Source organism: Shewanella sp. SM95 (genome assembly GCF_025653595.1).
GTDB classification, from domain to species: domain Bacteria; phylum Pseudomonadota; class Gammaproteobacteria; order Enterobacterales; family Shewanellaceae; genus Shewanella; species Shewanella oncorhynchi.
In genome coordinates this window covers 333177-349847 of record NZ_JAKKSE010000002.1, presented here as the reverse complement: position 1 = coordinate 349847, position 16671 = coordinate 333177, and the positions used below count along the sequence as shown (strand labels likewise).

The 16671-nt window shown below is 45.0% G+C and carries 15 protein-coding genes; 14 read left to right on the top strand and 1 reads right to left on the bottom strand.

Annotated features, from left to right (window positions below; genetic code table 11):
* Positions 1-20: 20 nt before the first annotated feature.
* The 13 genes from L5M29_RS04305 to L5M29_RS04255 all read left to right on the top strand — a co-directional run bounded on the left by L5M29_RS04305 (position 21) and on the right by L5M29_RS04255 (position 15682).
* Positions 21-1052: an isoaspartyl peptidase/L-asparaginase family protein gene (locus tag L5M29_RS04305; protein ID WP_168824061.1), complete on the top strand. Its 1032-nt coding sequence runs from the start codon at positions 21-23 to the stop codon at positions 1050-1052.
* A 387-nt stretch (positions 1053-1439) separates the two neighbouring features.
* On the top strand, positions 1440-2444 hold the full coding sequence (locus L5M29_RS04300; protein ID WP_263166423.1) for an isopenicillin N synthase family dioxygenase: 1005 nt from the start codon (positions 1440-1442) through the stop codon (positions 2442-2444).
* An 18-nt stretch (positions 2445-2462) separates the two neighbouring features.
* Positions 2463-3623, top strand: coding sequence for a trans-sulfuration enzyme family protein (locus L5M29_RS04295; RefSeq protein ID WP_263166421.1), 1161 nt, complete (start codon positions 2463-2465; stop codon positions 3621-3623).
* Between the two features lie 281 nt (positions 3624-3904).
* Complete coding sequence (locus tag L5M29_RS23780; protein WP_411569032.1) at positions 3905-4270, top strand: DUF4118 domain-containing protein; 366 nt, start codon at positions 3905-3907, stop codon at positions 4268-4270.
* 12 nt (positions 4271-4282) lie between these two features.
* The gene (locus L5M29_RS04290; RefSeq protein WP_049821715.1) at positions 4283-5764 is read left to right on the top strand and encodes a TrkH family potassium uptake protein; all 1482 of its coding nucleotides are present in this window, start codon (positions 4283-4285) and stop codon (positions 5762-5764) included.
* A gap of 52 nt (positions 5765-5816) precedes the next feature.
* Complete coding sequence (locus L5M29_RS04285) at positions 5817-6815, top strand: FAD:protein FMN transferase (protein WP_263166417.1); 999 nt, start codon at positions 5817-5819, stop codon at positions 6813-6815.
* A gap of 225 nt (positions 6816-7040) precedes the next feature.
* Positions 7041-7121: a potassium-transporting ATPase subunit F gene (locus tag L5M29_RS23775; protein WP_105252297.1), complete on the top strand. Its 81-nt coding sequence runs from the start codon at positions 7041-7043 to the stop codon at positions 7119-7121.
* 8 nt (positions 7122-7129) lie between these two features.
* The gene (gene kdpA, locus L5M29_RS04280) at positions 7130-8854 is read left to right on the top strand and encodes a potassium-transporting ATPase subunit KdpA (protein WP_263166414.1); all 1725 of its coding nucleotides are present in this window, start codon (positions 7130-7132) and stop codon (positions 8852-8854) included.
* 2 nt (positions 8855-8856) lie between these two features.
* Complete coding sequence (gene kdpB, locus L5M29_RS04275; RefSeq protein WP_131525163.1) at positions 8857-10875, top strand: potassium-transporting ATPase subunit KdpB; 2019 nt, start codon at positions 8857-8859, stop codon at positions 10873-10875.
* Positions 10876-10884: 9 nt separating this feature from the next.
* Positions 10885-11490 (top strand): potassium-transporting ATPase subunit KdpC, encoded by a 606-nt coding sequence (gene kdpC / locus L5M29_RS04270; protein WP_263166411.1) that lies wholly within the window; start codon positions 10885-10887, stop codon positions 11488-11490.
* 34 nt (positions 11491-11524) lie between these two features.
* On the top strand, positions 11525-12286 hold the full coding sequence (locus L5M29_RS04265; RefSeq protein WP_263166409.1) for a TorF family putative porin: 762 nt from the start codon (positions 11525-11527) through the stop codon (positions 12284-12286).
* Between the two features lie 2 nt (positions 12287-12288).
* Entirely contained in the window at positions 12289-14949 is a 2661-nt protein-coding gene (locus L5M29_RS04260) for a sensor histidine kinase (RefSeq protein WP_263166406.1), read from the top strand.
* A gap of 49 nt (positions 14950-14998) precedes the next feature.
* Entirely contained in the window at positions 14999-15682 is a 684-nt protein-coding gene (locus tag L5M29_RS04255; RefSeq protein ID WP_263166404.1) for a response regulator, read from the top strand.
* A 171-nt stretch (positions 15683-15853) separates the two neighbouring features.
* Here the strand turns inward: L5M29_RS04255 and L5M29_RS04250 are convergent, their stop codons facing one another.
* Positions 15854-16033, bottom strand: a complete 180-nt coding sequence (locus L5M29_RS04250; protein WP_113939545.1) for a hypothetical protein — start codon at positions 16031-16033, stop codon at positions 15854-15856.
* A 215-nt stretch (positions 16034-16248) separates the two neighbouring features.
* Here L5M29_RS04250 and L5M29_RS04245 point away from each other — a divergent pair, with 215 nt between their 5' ends.
* Positions 16249-16665: a CBS domain-containing protein gene (locus L5M29_RS04245; RefSeq protein WP_006081403.1), complete on the top strand. Its 417-nt coding sequence runs from the start codon at positions 16249-16251 to the stop codon at positions 16663-16665.
* The last annotated feature ends 6 nt before the right edge of the window (positions 16666-16671 follow it).

The window sequence follows — 16671 nt, the reverse complement described above, 5'->3', positions numbered from 1 at the left end:
TTTTTAAGGGGATGTAAAGAATGAAAACAAAATTAGCCACCTTTAGTTTAATTATTTCGGGCCTACTTTTTATGTCGCATAACACCTTTGCCAATGATAAACCGTTCGCCATTGCGATCCACGGCGGCGCGGGGACGATTTCTAAAGCTAATCTCACCCCTGAACAACGCCAAGCCTACAAAGATAAGTTAAAGGAAGCGGTCGATAAAGGCTCAAAAGTCTTAGAGGAGGGCGGTGACAGCTTAGTGGCAGTACAAACCGCAATTAATATCCTTGAAAATAGTGCTCTGTTTAATGCTGGTATAGGCGCGGTTTATACCTATGACGGCGGACATGAATTAGATGCCTCTATTATGGATGGCAAAACCATGAATGCCGGCGCTGTCGCTGGAGTGCGTCATATTGCCAATCCAATTGACTTAGCCTTGGCCGTGATGAATAAATCTGAGCACGTGATGCTCTCGGGGGCAGGAGCAGAAGAATTTGCCCTGACTCAAGGCTTTACTTTAGTGCCAAATCATCATTTTGATACTGACGAGCGTTATCAGCAATTACTCGATGCACGGCAAAAACTGCAAGCTGCGGCTAAATCTGAACAAGTTGCTAATGTTGAGATGAAGGACCTCGATTACAAATTTGGTACCGTTGGTGCTGTCGCCTTAGATAAAAAGGGTAACTTAGCTGCAGGTACATCGACCGGTGGTATGACGGCAAAACGCTTTGGTCGTATCGGTGACTCTCCTGTCATCGGTGCTGGCACTTATGCTGAAAACGGTGTTTGTGCCGTATCGGCAACGGGTCATGGTGAATTCTTTATCCGTTACCTCGTCGCGGGGGATATTTGTGCCAAGGTGAAATATCAGCAAAAATCTATCATTCAGGCAGCAGATGAAGTTATTAATCAACGTCTTATCACTGCTGGCGGTTCGGGTGGTGTGATTGCAGTCGATCAGCGTGGCAATATTGCTACGCCATTTAATACCGAAGGTATGTACCGCGCCACCCGTAGTAATGGTGAGCCAGCCCAAGTGCTAATTTGGCATGATCAATAATGTTATTTGTAGAAGCATCTAGGTTTATAACTGACATGACTTAGAAACGTTAAAACTTCGAAACCTTAAAAAGCGAGTGCCGCAAAAGTGGACTCGCTTTTATTTTTATATCTTAATTTTACTAATATCTTGAAAAGTAACCAGATAAATATCATTAAGCAGTATGGCTTATGATGTTTATCTGAGTGGTGCGGTTTGAGTTGGCCTAATAATTAGCGCTGTTTTACCCTTTGAAATTCAAATCTAGCAGTATAGAAGCCTAGATGTCTATATATCTAAATGATCTATTATTACTGTTTAATATATTAAATAGTTATTAATTCATTATCCATCGACCCATAAAGGCATAGAATCCGGCTCAGACAATGCATTAAATGGGAGTCATTGATGGAACAATTACCGATATTGAATTTAAGTGATTGGCATGCCGGCGGACAACGTCGTAACGCTTTTATTACTAAGCTTGCCGATGCTGCCAGAAGAATAGGGTTTTTCTATCTCACAGGCCACGGCATTGAGCTTGCTAGACAACAGCAAGTACTTCAGTTAGCGGCAGATTTCTTTGCGCTGCCCGTCGTAGATAAACTTGCGGTGAAAATGGCTAATACACCGCATTTTCGCGGTTATACCCGTTTGCAAGGTGAATTGACCTTAGGGAAACCGGACTTGCGGGAACAGTTTGATATCATGCAAGAAGAAGTGGCTAACCCTCAGCAGTCTGATGTGCCTATATGGTGGCAGCTACAGGGGCCTAATCAATGGCCGTCACAATTACCACAGATGAAATCGACTTTATTGGCATGGCAACAGGATTTAGCCGATACCAGTGTCACACTATTGAGGGCTTTAGCTGTTGCGCTAGAGCAGCCAGAAAGCGCCTTTGATGCCACGATCGAAGCGGGTCCTTATCAGCATATGAAGCTTATTCGCTATCCCAGCGCGGATGGACAGACTTCAGGCCAAGGCGTAGGGGCACACAAAGATCCTGGCTATTTGACCTTAGTGCTGCAAGATAAGCAATCCGGTTTAGAGGTTCAGACTGACAACGGTTGGTTAAGCATACCGCCATTAGAAGACGCCTTTGTGGTGAATATAGGTGAATTACTTGAGTTGGCTTCTAATGGGTATTTAAAGGCAACCAACCATAGGGTGACGAGCCCGCCTGCTGGGGTCGAGCGCTACTCATGCGCCTTTTTTATGGCAGCGCAGTTGAATGCGATAGTCCCTTTGTTACCTTTGCCAAAGCATTTGGCGAACCAAGCTCAAGGACCGGCAAGCGATCCATTAAATCCACTTTTCCACCAAGTGGGCCAGAACGTATTAAAAGGGCGTTTACGCTCTCATCCCGACGTTGCTCAAGCGCATTACGCCTCATTCGCTCATGCCATTTAATGGTTATTAGGATCTATTATGCAATTTAAAACTAAATTACTTCACACCCATTATGCTGCTGATAACTCGACGGGCGCTCTTACAACTCCTATCTATCAAAGTAGCACCTTCGCCTACGGTAGTGCCGAGGATGGTCGAGCCCGTTTTGCAGGTGAGCAACCGGGCTTTATCTACAGTCGCATGGCGAATCCGACAGTGCAGGCGCTTGAATATCAATTAGCACAACTGGAAGGGGCTGATGAAGCACTCGTTGTTGCGAGTGGGATGGCGGCAATCAGCAGTATTTTCTATGCCTTAGCCAGTCAAGGTGATGAAATCGCATTTATCGACCCCGTATACGGTGGCACTGCGGCATTTTTAATCCAAACGTTAACCCGCGCGGGTATTACTGTGCGCCGTTATCAAGACGATGATCATTTGTTGGCAGAGATTAACGCCAAAACAAAAATTATTTTATTTGAGCCCATCACCAATCCGACCTTAAAAGTCAGTGACTACCGTAAGGTTAAGCGTGCCGCCGAAAAAGTGGGCGCTATAACCATTTGTGATAATACGTTTTTAACCCCGTATTTATTCAAACCGCTGGAACATGGCATTGATATTGTGATGCACAGTGCCACTAAGTATTTAAGTGGCCATGGCGATTTGATCGCAGGTGTTGTCGCTGGACCTAAGGCATTAGTGCAACCTATTCGCACTATAGCGCTTAAACATATCGGCGCCGCGATTGGGCCACAGGAAGCCTATTTATTACAGCGAGGCTTACGTACCTTAGCACTTAGAATGGATGCTCATCTTGCGGGCGCGGCTAAGGTCGCCGCTTTTCTTGCAACCCATCCGAGCGTTGCAAAAGTTTATTACCCAGGGCTAGCAGATGATCAAGGTCATCAAGTTCTGAGTGAAACCATCAACGCCTTTGGCGGTATGGTGAGTATTGAGCTCAAAGGGGGTTTTAATCGAGCGGCGCAGTTTTTAGATCATTTGAACTTGTTTACTCAAGCGGTCAGTTTAGGCGACTTAGAGAGTCTTGCCTGCCACCCCGCTAGTACCACCCATGCTGCTATGGATGCCGCGAGTCGGCTAGCTTCAGGGGTGAATGACAACCTGATTAGATTGAGCATTGGCGTCGAAGATCCTCAAGATTTGATTGCCGATCTTGAGCAAGCCTTAGCCATTTAAGCATATTGATACTAGCCATCCCCAGTTAAATTGATTGGGGATTTCAAAAGTATAATGTTATTAATTTCGTCGATCTAAAGTTAATCTCCGTATTTTTTTACGTTTTTTTTACGCGTCAGAATTGTTTTCGTCTGTTAAAGTGAAAATCTGTATGACATAACGACTTACATTTTGATGGACAAACTAAGTGTTTTTAAACTCTCTGTTAGGTTGAGCTTTATTTCTGAGTGCCTACTCGCTATTTGCTTATATCTACCATCTTGGAGGGTGTCATCTAAAGCATTCTTATTGTACTCCAACTCGTTGTCGTTATGATTACACTTCAATGTTGTTTTCAATATGCGTATATGGCTGCATTTTTTGAAGCTATTCGTGTTTATTTTTTATTTAACGCTCCTTATTATTTCTTCCCAATGATAGATGTGGCTGTTCTTATCAATCTAATCGCTTTTATTGTCATAGCCATTGTCGTGACGATAAGTCAACTTGCAGTCCACCTTAGACGACAACAAAGAGTGTTAGGGGAAGATCTATTTCCTAACCTAACTCTGTTATCGATTGCATATAATTTTAGAATAGGACATGAGCGCTCGTATTTTATGATACCTAATAAATTATTCATTAAGTCTTTCACGATAAATATCTAAAGGTGAGTTGGAATGATTGCAGTCAGTGGAATACAGAAATCTAGCTCTCGATTTCATACCATAATTCATCTATGTAGCTTTTTGATTGTCATATATAGCTTCACCATGTTGATGCCTATCGCTGTTGCATTATTTTATAAAGATGGATATATCACTCCATTTTTAATCACATTCCTCCTTTCCCTTTTTATTGGTGTGGTCGGTTGGAAGATGACAAGTGAGGAAAATAAAAATCTGCAAAAACGTGATGGCTTCATGGTCGCTTGTTTATTTTGGCTGATATTTTCCTTAATGAGTGCATTACCTTTTCTTCTTGATAGACGATTGGACTTGAGTTTAACCGATGCCATGTTTGAAGGTGTGTCTGGCATTACGACGACTGGAGCCTCGATTTTTTCAGATATTGATGAACTACCCAAATCGATTTTATTTTATCGAGCACAGCTTAATTTCCTCGGTGGGTTAGGGATAATTGTTTTGGCCGTTGCAATTATGCCATTTCTTGGTATTGGTGGCGCAAAATTATATCAGTCTGAGATGCCAGGTCCCATGAAAGAGGAAAAGATGACGCCCCGCCTTGCGGATACGGCTCGAAATTTATGGGGGCTTTATAGCGTACTTGCCTTAGGTTGTGCAGTTGCTTATAAACTTGCAGGAATGAATTGGTTTAATGCCATATGTCATAGTCTATCTACCGTTTCATTGGGTGGATTTTCCACACATAGTGACAGCTTAGGATATTATAACAGTGCTGCAATTGAGCTTGTGGGTGGTGTGTTTTCAATACTTGCAGCAATCAATTTCGCCTTATACTACATAGTGTTAGTTCGGCGAAGCTTCAAGCCTATTTGGTATAATGCGGAGGTTCGATTTTTTATTCTCATATTATCTATCGTTGTTGGGATCGCTTGTTTAGAGCTGAATCGTACTCAAACTTTTGATATTAAAGATTCATTGGTACATGGATTTTTTCAAACAGTTTCAGTTATGACGGACAATGGATTAGGCTCTGCAGGTTATCCTAATTGGCCCAGTCATATTGTGCTTTTATTATTAGGCGCGAGCTTTTTTGGTGGATGCTTTGGTTCTACTTGTGGCGGTATTAAAGCTGTCAGATTTTTACTTTTGTACCGTCAAGGGATCCGAGAAATTCATCAATTGGTTCATCCTAATGCCATTTTAACAACAAAGATCAGTGGTCAAGTCGTTTCAGACAGAGTCATTCGTTCAGTATGGGGATTATTTTTCCTGTACATATTTTTTACTTGCGTTTTTGTATGGGGATTGGTCGCCATTGGACATGATTTTGCCACCGCCTTTGGAACCGTCGCCGCGTGCATTAATAATATGGGGATTGGTTATGGTGACACTGCATCTGGATTTGGCACGTTAAAAGATGCGGCTAAATGGCTGATGTGTGTCGCTATGCTTTTTGGGCGATTAGAAATATTTCCTGTACTCATCATTTTCTCACGGGCATTCTGGCGATTTTAATTTTAAGTGTATTTTATGGTTAATTTGTCGAATTGACTGGGAGGGTCATTAAATGAAATGGTTATTGAGATGTATATTACTCATTATGCTAGTAGGGTGTCAGAAATCGCCAGTTTATACCAAGTTAGAAGGCCTTGCGCAGGGGACGAGTTGGCATGTGACATTTTGGAGTAAAGACAAGTTAAATAGTACAGAGATAAATCGCGAGATTGAGCGGCAATTGGCAGAAATAGATCTTCATATGTCTACTTATCGTTCAGATTCAGTGATTTCTCGTTTTAACAGTATGCACTCCGCTATGGCGGTCGGGGATGATATTTTAGGGCTCATAGGGATAGCCAAGGAGGTCACTTCAAAAACGGAGGGTTGTTATGATTTGACCATTAAACCATTATTCGATTTGTGGGGATTTACCCATAACCAATTAACCATTCCTACAGAAAGTGCACTTCAACAGACATTAACCTATGTAGGCTTACATCATTTAAGTATTGATAATCAAATGTTAACTAAAGATTTGCCAGAGGTACATCTTGATTTATCTTCGATTGGACAGGGATATAGCGTAGGCAAAGTTGCAGATGTGCTAAAGCGATACAATATCGATAATTATTTGGTAGAGATTGGCGGCGAAATGGTCGTACACGGCAGTAAGCTCGATGGTTCTGCTTGGAAAATCGCGATTGAAAAACCGCTGCCCGAACAGCGAACAATGCAAAAGGTTCTGCTTATTGATTTTCCTCAAGCGATCATGACATCGGGTACATATCGTCATTATTTTGATCATTTAGGACAGCGCTATTCACATATTATTGATGCGCGAACCGGTAAACCCGTAACCCATAACACAGTATCTGTAACTGTATTGGCAACGGATCCGGCTAGAGCAGATGCTTGGTCTACAGCGCTATTATGTTTAGGAAGTCAAGAAGGATTAGTCGTCGCTAATCAGAATGATATAAAAGCATTATTTATTGATGACAATAAAGGTGTACTTAAAGAGATTAAGACAGATAGCTATAATAAAATGAAAAATATAGAGCTTAATTAATCTACGATATCATCGCTTGGTTATGTGTTAATGCCAGTTAGTATTTCTAGCTGGCATTTTTATTTTACTTTTATAGCTAATGCCATGGTTTGTTGTGGCCTTATTTACCACTGATTATGATGACTTTTACGTATTCTTTACGGGATTAGTCATTTGAACTCTAGAGACTTTACGCGGTTAATTCATATATTTGTCCTGTTACTCACTTTCTTAAGGACAAATTATATGGACTGGATATTTCTAATACTTTCCATAGCACTTTTCATCTACTTAGCAGTGGCAATGTTTGCCCCTAATAAGTTTTAGGAGTCGTTATGTTTGAAATTACCCTTATTTTTACTACTGCGCTTGGGCTCGCATGGCTGTTGGGATCCTATATGACAGGAGTTTTCTCTGGTCAGTCCCATTTTTCAGATCGTTTATTTAATCCCATTGAAAAGTGGATTTATCGGGCTATAGGCGTAAATGCCCATTCGGGGATGACATGGAAATCCTATGGTGCGGCGTTTCTTATCAGCAACTTGGTACTTGGCATTTTGGCGTTTCTTATCCTTAAATTCCAACATGTGTTACCGCTTAACCCCGATGGCATAGGACCATTATCTTGGGATCTGGCTTTACACACTGCGGTGTCATTCCTCACCAATACCAATCAACAGCACTATTCCGGGCAGGCTCAGCTCAGTTATTTATCCCAAGGATTTGTCATTGTCACGCTGCAATTTGTCACTCCAGCCATGGCGCTGGCGGTTTGTGTGGCGATTTTGCGGGGAATGTTAGGCGGGTTGAATAATGACAGCGCCAAAGAGGGCGAGGCTCGAAATCTGGGTAACTATTATGTTGACCTAGTGCGCGGTGTACTCAGACTTATGCTGCCATTAGCCGCTATTGTTGCGCTGTTACTGACTTGGCAAGGCGTACCGAGTAGTTTTGACGGTGCGCAAAAAGTGAACACCTTAGATTCTGCATCACCTATCTCTGAGCAGGTCGTTCCGATCGGCCCCGTAGCATCTATGGTGGCCATTAAGCAGTTAGGTACTAATGGCGGAGGCTGGTATGGCCCCAACAGCAGTAACCCGCTAGAAAACCCAACGCCAGTCAGTAATGCAATCGAGACCATTGCCTTAGTGCTGATCCCTATGGCCGTCGTCTTTATGGCTGGCGGAATGCTAAGACGCAAAAAATTTACCTTGATGGCTTTGGTGGCTATGGGTCTATTGAGCGTCAGTTTTCTTGGGGCAACTGTGTACAGCGAGTTGCAACCCAACGCTGCCTTTGCGGGGTTAAGCGCCCAAGGGCCTAATATGGAAGGTAAAGAAGTTCGTTTTGGACCTGAGCTATCGGCGCTATGGGCTTCTTTTACCACACAAACCTCTAACGGTTCGGTCAATGCCATGCACGATTCCTTCAATCCAATAGGGGGATTGATGACGCGATCAGGCATGTTACTCAATGCGATATGGGGCGGTATTGGCTGCGGTTTTGTTAACTTTATCGTTTATGTGTGGATTGCTGTGTTCTTATCGGGATTGATGATTGGCCGTACGCCAGAGATATTTGGTCGTAAGCTCGAAACCCGTGAAATCACTCTTTTGGGAAGTCTATTAGTTTTACCTACCTTGTGCGTCTTAGGTTTGACGGCGATCACTGTGGCTATCCCGAGTATTACGGGCAACAGCAACCCCGGCTTTCATGGGATTTCGCAAGTCTTTTATGAATATACCTCCGCTTTTGCTAATAACGGTTCGGGTTTTGAAGGCTTAGGTGATAACACGCCTTGGTGGAATATCAGCTGCGTTATCGCCTTACTGCTTGGTCGATACTTGCCACTGTTTTTACCGCTGGCGATTGCGGGGATGATGTCGAGTAAAAGAGTGAGCCCCGACAGTAACGCGAGCTTGAAGCTCGAGAGTCCCACCTTTTGTTTCACCCTTATTGCTGTGATTTTAATCATTAACTTCCTGTCTTTCTTACCTGCGGCGGTATTAGGGCCTATTGGCGAAGCTTTAGAACTTGCCACTATGAGTCTGGAGAAATAGTCATGCATAAACCTGCTCAAATATTAGATAGCGCCGGCGTGAAGCAAGCTGCCTTTGGTGCTGTAAAGAAAATGTCCTTAGTGAGTATGGCTGGTAACCCTGTGATGTTCGTAGTGATGGTCGGCGCTTTACTTGCCGCTTTGATCACAGGACAAAAGTTCTTCAATGGCGAGACTGTTGGTTTTGAGCTAGCCACGACCCTTATTCTTTTGCTTACCGTGTGGTTTTCTAACTTTGCGGAATCCGTGGCAGAGGCAAGGGGGCGCGGACAAGCTGCTAGCTTAAAGTCGGCGAAAGAGGCCTTGCAGGCTCGGCGCATACGCCACGGTGAGTTGGAATCAGTATCCGCAACTTTGCTTGTCAAAGGCGATAAGGTGAAGGTTTTACAGGGTGATTATATTCCTGCCGATGGTGAAATCATCGAAGGGATAGCCACTATCAATGAATCGGCGATTACCGGTGAATCTGCGGCTGTGCTGCGTGAAGCGGGCACAGATCATTCCGGTGTGATTGGCGGCACTAAGGTACTTACGGGTGAAATTACTGTGCTGGTTGCTAACGATCCTGGGAATAGCTTCTTAGATCGCATGATTGGGCTGGTCGAAGGGGCGAAGCGTCAGAAAACACCGAACGAAACGGCGTTGACTGTGCTACTTGCATCATTGACTGCGGTTTTCCTGATCGTGGTGGTGACTTTGCCACCCATGGCGGGTTTCGTCGGTGCAAGCCTTGATTACACTATGTTAATTGCGCTGTTAGTGTGTTTAATCCCAACGACAATTGGTGGCTTGTTACCCGCTATTGGTATTGCAGGCATGAACCGCGCCTTAGCCGCCAATGTGGTCGCTAAATCGGGTAAAGCCGTGGAAGTTGCGGGGGATATCGATACGTTACTGCTGGATAAAACTGGCACTATCACTTTCGGTGATCGTCAAGCGACCGCATTTTTACCCGTGAAAGGCATTGCAGCTGAGATGTTGCGTGATGCGGCGGTGCTTTCTTCCCTCGATGACCCCACCCCTGAAGGGAAATCTGTACTCAAATTGGCCATAGATTTGGGCGCGGTATTGCCCGTCAAACCTACGGATGCAACTTTTATCCCATTTACGCCGGAGACTCGGGTTTCTGGGGTGATTTTAACCGATGGTATTCAAGGCATTAAAGGCGCTGGCGATGCGATGCAGTTTTGGGCGCAGCAGCATCAAATTCACTGGCCTGAATCTGTTAACGCGCTTATCCGCAAAGTGGCTTTGCAGGGGGGGACTCCCTTAGTCGTCGCCAGTGGCACGCACATTTTAGGGGTTATAGCCTTAAGTGACGTGATTAAGCCAGGCGTTGCGGAGCGGTTTGCCCGTTTAAGAGCGCTCGGTGTACGGACCATCATGGTGACAGGGGATAATCCGCTAACGGCTGGCGTGATTGCCGCCGAAGCTGGGGTTGATGATTTTGTCGCTGAAGCTAAACCTGAGGATAAACTTGCCCTTATTCGCGCAGAGCAGGCCAAAGGTCGATTAGTGGCTATGGTGGGGGATGGTACTAACGATGCGCCGGCATTAGCGCAGGCCGATGTAGGTCTTGCGATGAACTCAGGTACCCAAGCCGCTAAAGAAGCTGGCAATATGGTGGACTTGGATTCAGATCCCACTAAATTACTGGCTATCGTTGAAGTCGGAAAACAATTGCTGATCACCCGCGGCGCCTTGACTACATTTTCCCTCTCTAATGATGTGGCTAAATATTTTGCCATTATTCCAGCGGTATTTGCGGGGGCTTTGCCTGCGATTGGTGCACTGGATCTGATGCAGCTTCACAGCCCAACCTCAGCCGTACTCGCAGCACTCGTATTTAACGCTCTTATCATTCCCGCCTTAATTCCATTGGCATTAAAAGGCATCAAGCTCAGACCCATAAGTGCCGAAAAATTACTGCGAAATAACATGCTGATTTATGGCTTAGGTGGGGTGATTTTACCCTTTGTCGGCATTAAAGCACTCGACTCAATCATTGCACTTATGCTCTAGGAGACAGTAATGAATTCAATCGTATATACCACTAAAACCCAGCATGCCGTTATGGGATTGAGAGCCAGTCTCGCCCTGTTATTTGTGTGTGGCGTTGTCTATACCGGCACTGTGACTCAGCTCGGTGGCGCTTTATTTCCCGTACAAGCTAAGGGCAGTGTGATCCACAGGGATAATGTCGCTATGGGGTCTGAGTTCATCGCTCAGCCCTTTGTTAATCCGGCCTATTTTTTTAGTCGGCCGAGCGCTGTCGGTTACGATCCTATGGCGACAGGTGGTAGTAATCTTGCGCCGAGTAACCCGGCGTTACGTGAACGTGTGATGGCAACAAGCCAAGAAATCCAAGCCAGAGAATCTGTTCAGGCCGCTGATATTCCAGTGGATTTACTCGCCACATCGGGGGCGGGACTGGATCCTCATATTTCACCCGCAGCAGCCAAACTGCAAGTCGCGCGCGTGGCTCAGGCTCGACAGTTAGCCGAACCACAAGTGTTGACCTTAGTGGCGCAATTTATCGAACCACCGCAGTGGGGCATTTTTGGGCAAGCGCGCGTCAATGTGCTCAAGCTCAAGCTCAACCTCGCTCTCGACCAGATTGCTAAACACGCTCAATAAAACAATATTCTACTGAATTTAAGGATAAATTTTTATGTTACCGATTAAGTCTGCTCCTTGTTCACGCCTCTGTGCGGGTGTGATGATGGCATTATCTTCACTCTCTATGGGCGCGCTTGCCAGCACTGAGACTCATGGGGGCAATGCCTCTTGGCAGAGCCAAGGGAGTGTGATGCTCATCAGTGATTATGCGTTTCGCGGTATTTCTCAAACTGATGAAGGACCTGCAGTTCAAGCAGGGTATACCCTAAGCCATGATTCTGGCTGGTATGGCTCGCTTTGGGGCAGTAACATCGAATTTGGGGATGGAAGTTTAGAACTCGACTTGTCCGCTGGCTGGGCTAAAGATTGGGATAATGGCTTAACAACGGACCTAGGCGTGATACGTTACCAATACTCTCAGGACGATACCGACCTGAGTTATAACGAAATTTATGCTGTGGTAAGCTACGCCGATGCTAAGTTAGGGCTGGTTTATTCTCCTGATTATTTTGGCGAGAATGTGGACGATTTTCAGTATGTTTATGCGAGTTATGAGCCGCAACTGTTCTCTAATGTAAGTCTAGTACTGCATCTTGGGAGCAATTTTTTTGCTTCTCAGCAAGATATGGCACTGTTTTTAGGTTCTATGGCCGCAAGCAATAGCCACTATTTAGATTGGCGAGTTGGGCTGAACCTCAATATGACTGAGCAGGATGTGTTGAGTGTCGGTTATGTCGATACGGATTTATCGCAGAGTCAGTGCCAGTCCCTGTGTGATGCGCGCTGGATAGTGAGTCTTTCAAGGAGTTTCTAATCGTGGTACCAATCAGTCAAACACAGCAAGCCAATGCGCTCTTAAGTCAGATACAGCAAAATGATAAAGGTAAACTGACGGTTTTTCTTGGGGCGGCACCAGGCGTGGGCAAGACCTATGCAATGCTAAGTGCGGCAAGGGAAATGGCCCAGCAAGGTATCGATTTGCTGGTTGGACTGGTGGAAACCCATGGGCGTGCCGATACCGAGGCCATGGTAGCGGGTTTTGAGGTATTGGCACGTAAACCCATTGATTATCATCATAATCGTTTAACGGAATTCGATCTGGATGCGGCGCTGCTTCGTCGGCCTAAGCTTATCTTAGTCGATGAGTTGGCCCACACGAATGTCCCCGGTAGTCGTCATAAACGGCGCTATCAAGACGTCGCAGAATTATTGGCTGCGGGCATTGATGTCTATACCACAGTCAATATCCAACATTTGGTCAGTTTGAATGATCTGGTTTTGCAAATTACTCAAGTGCGGGTACGGGAAACCGTCCCCGATCGCTTCCTTGATGAAGCCCATGAAATTATATTTGTCGATTTACCGCCATCAACACTCATCGAACGCTTACAGCAAGGCAAAGTTTATCTGCCAGAGTATGCTCGCTCGGCTTTAGATGCTTTTTTTTCGGTCTCGAATTTGACTGCACTGCGCGAATTAGCAATGAAAAAAGTCATAGAGCGAGTCGATGCAAAACTGATTTGTGAACTCGATGCCAAAGCACAGGGAACAGATTTTGTTCTCAAAGACAGATTGTTGGTTTTAGTGAGTAACAGCAGTGATCATCAGTATTTGATCCGTATAGGTCGGCAGATTGCCGAGCGGCGGCAAATTCCTTGGTTAGTGCTTTGGGTCGATACCGGCAAAGCGCTGGGCCTTTATCAGCGGAAAAGGCTAAATGAGGCCTTTGCCTTAGCGAAGGAACTTGGCGCGCAGACTGAAGTATTACGCGACACAAGCAGTTATCAGGCCATTTTACCTTACATAGCCCTGCATCGAATTAACACAGTATTAGTCGGCGCGGGTGTGAAACGCACCTATCCTTGGTGGCGTAAAAGGCTGTATCAGCGCTTGATTGAGTCTGGTTTACCTGTTGAGGTGAGTGTCTATCACGCACCCGAAAACCAAATGCAAGTACGAGATCCCATTACGCCTAAAGCCAGTTTTGGTGATCTTCGAGGCCATATTCTTGGGTTGATTGGCGTGGTGGTTATTTTTCCGCTGGTGGCATTTTTAGATACTTGGCTCAGTAATGGCAATCTGGTGTTGTTATATGTTTTCTTGATTGTCAGCATTGGTTTAACCTATGGCGCTAGGCCTGCCATGGCAACTGCGGTGTGGTCTTTTTTCAGCTTTAATTTTTTTCTTACTGATCCCAAATTTACTATGAATGTAAATAGTCAGGATGATATTGCCACTTTAATCTTTTTGATGTGTATAGGGCTTATCAGTGGCCCTGCGGCATCTCGGATCCGAAATCAGTTTATTTTACTGCGTGAGTCAAATCGTTATGCTGAAACCTTAAAAGATGTTGCCCAAGAATTATCGGTCGCCGATGATGAAAAAGCCCTTTGGCAAACGATAGGGCGCAAGATTGCTGGTTCAGTGAATGCCGATTGTTATATTGTTTTGCAGCGTAAAGACGGTCAGCGATCCTATTTACCGCTGCTGAATACGCCATTTAACGACCTTGATTTAGCCGCAATCGATTGGACCTTGCGCCATGGGCAAGCTGCGGGGCGTTTGAGCGATACCTTGAGCGCATCGGGTGTGAGTGTGTTCCCCATTGAACTTGAAGGTACGACAATTGGCGCGGCGATTTTAGATTGGCAACCCACAGTCAACGAACTCAGTCCGTTTGATAGAGAGCTTATTCTGGCCATGTTACAGCAAGGCGCTAATACATGGCGGCGTATTCAGTTAGTGTCAGATCTTGAATCAGCACGGGTGAAAACAGAAATTGAGCAGTTACGTTCCGCATTATTATCGTCAGTGTCTCACGATCTAAAATCACCACTCTCAGCCATGATGGGGGCGGCGGAGAGCTTAAAACTATTGAACAAACAATTGCTAGAGGCCGACCGTAACGAGCTACTTGATACTATTTTGCAAGAAAGCCGTCGCTTGGACAGCTATATCCAAAATCTACTCGATATGACACGCCTGGGTCATGGCACTTTGAGCATAGAGCGTGATTGGGTTTCGGCAGATGACATTATTGGCAGCGTACTTGGCAGGCTTAAACGCTATTTCCCTAATGCAATCGTTGAATATCACAGAGAAAAAGAACCCCCACTCCTCTTTGTGCATGCGGCGCTGATCGAACAAGGACTATTTAACATTCTTGAAAATGCTGTTCGATTTTCACCACCAGAAGAGCCTATTAGTATTGAATTATCCATCTCAAATCATCGCTGTTGTATTGCAATAGAAGACAGAGGGCCGGGGATCCCTGCAAGTCATAGGGATCAAATTTTCGATATGTTTTATGTGGTTGCCGATGGCGATCAGAAAAAACAGAATACAGGTATGGGGCTGGCTATTTGTAAAGGCATGATAGCTGCACACGGCGGTAGTGTTCGCGTTACCGATTGCCTACAGGGGCAAGGCACTCGTTTTGAAGTTGAATTGCCGTTAGACTATCCCGTTCCTGGCTAATCATTTTTAGCCAAAATATCCTTAATAAACCACAGAATGGACTAGAGACGTGGCAATAAAAATCGTGGTTATCGATGATGAGACCCAAATACGCCGCATGCTGCGGATTGCACTCACCAGTGAGGGCTATGACGTTACCGAAGCTGAAAATGGTCAGCAAGGGCTCGCAACTGTCGCTCGACAGCAACCTGAATTAGTTATTTTGGATTTAGGCTTGCCGGATATGGAAGGTCATCAAGTGCTACAGGAGTTACGGGGATGGTCCGATGTTGCTGTGATTGTATTGTCGGTTCGCAATCAAGATAAAGAAAAAGTCGCAGCATTAGATGCAGGCGCGCAGGATTATGTGACCAAACCCTTTAGTGTGGAAGAGTTACTGGCAAGGGTGCGGGCGATTTTAAGGGACCATATCAAACCTGAAAAATTACCCATATTAGATGATGGCAAGTTGCAGATTGATTTAAGTCGCAGGCTGGTTAAAGTTGATCATCAAATTGTCGAACTTACACCCAAGGAATACGCAGTATTGTCTAAATTGGCGTCGTCACCTAACTGCGTTGTCACTCAGACTCAGTTGCTCAAAGAAATTTGGGGGCCCGCTCATACAGAAGACACACATTATCTACGAATTGTGGTCAGTCACTTAAGGCAAAAATTAGGCGACTCCCCGAGTGAACCTCAGTATGTGCGGACTGAGCCCGGTGTGGGTTATCGCTTTTATATCGACTTATAGCTTGTATCAATAGCGAATTAAAACGCGTTGGAATGACAAGTAACATGATCACCGAAGACTGATGGTATTATCTGCCGCCATTGAAGCTCAATCGGATACTTGCCTGATTTCAGTTTGTAGTGTTCGCTTCAGTTAACTCTAAGTCGCTATTTCTGGCAGCCTTTGTTGACGCTATTTTTGTCCTGTTAGCTCTTGTTGACATTGGATTATACCAATCGTATTAAATATCTGTTCATTCAGCGGGAGTTCAACGCGCTTTAGACAAGGCGAAGGCATGAAGGCATAGTGGTGCTCTGTCGACAGCCTTAAACGCAGTATAAAGCGCGTTGAAACCCGCCCTTCGGGAGCCACACAGGCATCCCACTCCCGTGTTGCATAGACTTAAAAGGGAATAACCATTTCTGCGTCAATGCGCCTTGGATTGAGATGCCTGTGAGGCTCTGAACTGATTAGATATTTAATGTGATTGGTATTATGCACTAGATAAGCCCAATCGATATAAATCGCACATTCTTGCCGATATTTTGACTAGACTACAAACGTAGGGTTAATTCGAGGGAAAGACTATGGACTTAATTAAAATCCGCGACCATATGGATCGCCAGCCCGTGTTGCTGCGCGCTAATATGTCGCTCGCGACTGCGGTCGAAAAGCTGTTAGATAATAATAAAATGGGCGCAGCAGTGGTTGATGATGCGGGCGATTTGGTGGGCTTTTTATCCCAGCAGGATTGTTTGGCTGTGATGATCAAAAGTAGCTATCACTGTGATATGACCTCAGTGGTGAAGGATTGCATGCGAACTGAAGTGCTGTTCGTTGGGCCAGATGACAGTATTTTGCAGCTCGCCGAACAAATGCTAGGGCCTAAACCTAAAGTGTATCCAGTGGTTGAACATGGCAAAGTAATTGGCACGATTAATCGCACCAATGTGCTCAAAGCCATGAATATCTATATGCAACAATGTTATCTGTCACCGGTTTAATCTAAG

Excerpts from the sequence above, each read along its gene's own strand:
- L5M29_RS23775 (WP_105252297.1), top strand. The coding sequence starts at position 7,041 with ATGGACTGGATATTTCTAATACTTTCCATAGCACTTTTCATCTACTTA.
- L5M29_RS04285 (WP_263166417.1), top strand. The coding sequence starts at position 5,817 with ATGAAATGGTTATTGAGATGTATATTACTCATTATGCTAGTAGGGTGT.
- L5M29_RS04300 (WP_263166423.1), top strand. The coding sequence starts at position 1,440 with ATGGAACAATTACCGATATTGAATTTAAGTGATTGGCATGCCGGCGGA.
- L5M29_RS04290 (WP_049821715.1), top strand. The coding sequence starts at position 4,283 with ATGATTGCAGTCAGTGGAATACAGAAATCTAGCTCTCGATTTCATACC.
- L5M29_RS04295 (WP_263166421.1), top strand. The coding sequence starts at position 2,463 with ATGCAATTTAAAACTAAATTACTTCACACCCATTATGCTGCTGATAAC.
- L5M29_RS04265 (WP_263166409.1), top strand. The coding sequence starts at position 11,525 with ATGTTACCGATTAAGTCTGCTCCTTGTTCACGCCTCTGTGCGGGTGTG.
- kdpA (WP_263166414.1), top strand. The coding sequence starts at position 7,130 with ATGTTTGAAATTACCCTTATTTTTACTACTGCGCTTGGGCTCGCATGG.
- L5M29_RS04305 (WP_168824061.1), top strand. The coding sequence starts at position 21 with ATGAAAACAAAATTAGCCACCTTTAGTTTAATTATTTCGGGCCTACTT.
- L5M29_RS04245 (WP_006081403.1), top strand. The coding sequence starts at position 16,249 with ATGGACTTAATTAAAATCCGCGACCATATGGATCGCCAGCCCGTGTTG.
- kdpB (WP_131525163.1), top strand. The coding sequence starts at position 8,857 with ATGCATAAACCTGCTCAAATATTAGATAGCGCCGGCGTGAAGCAAGCT.
- kdpC (WP_263166411.1), top strand. The coding sequence starts at position 10,885 with ATGAATTCAATCGTATATACCACTAAAACCCAGCATGCCGTTATGGGA.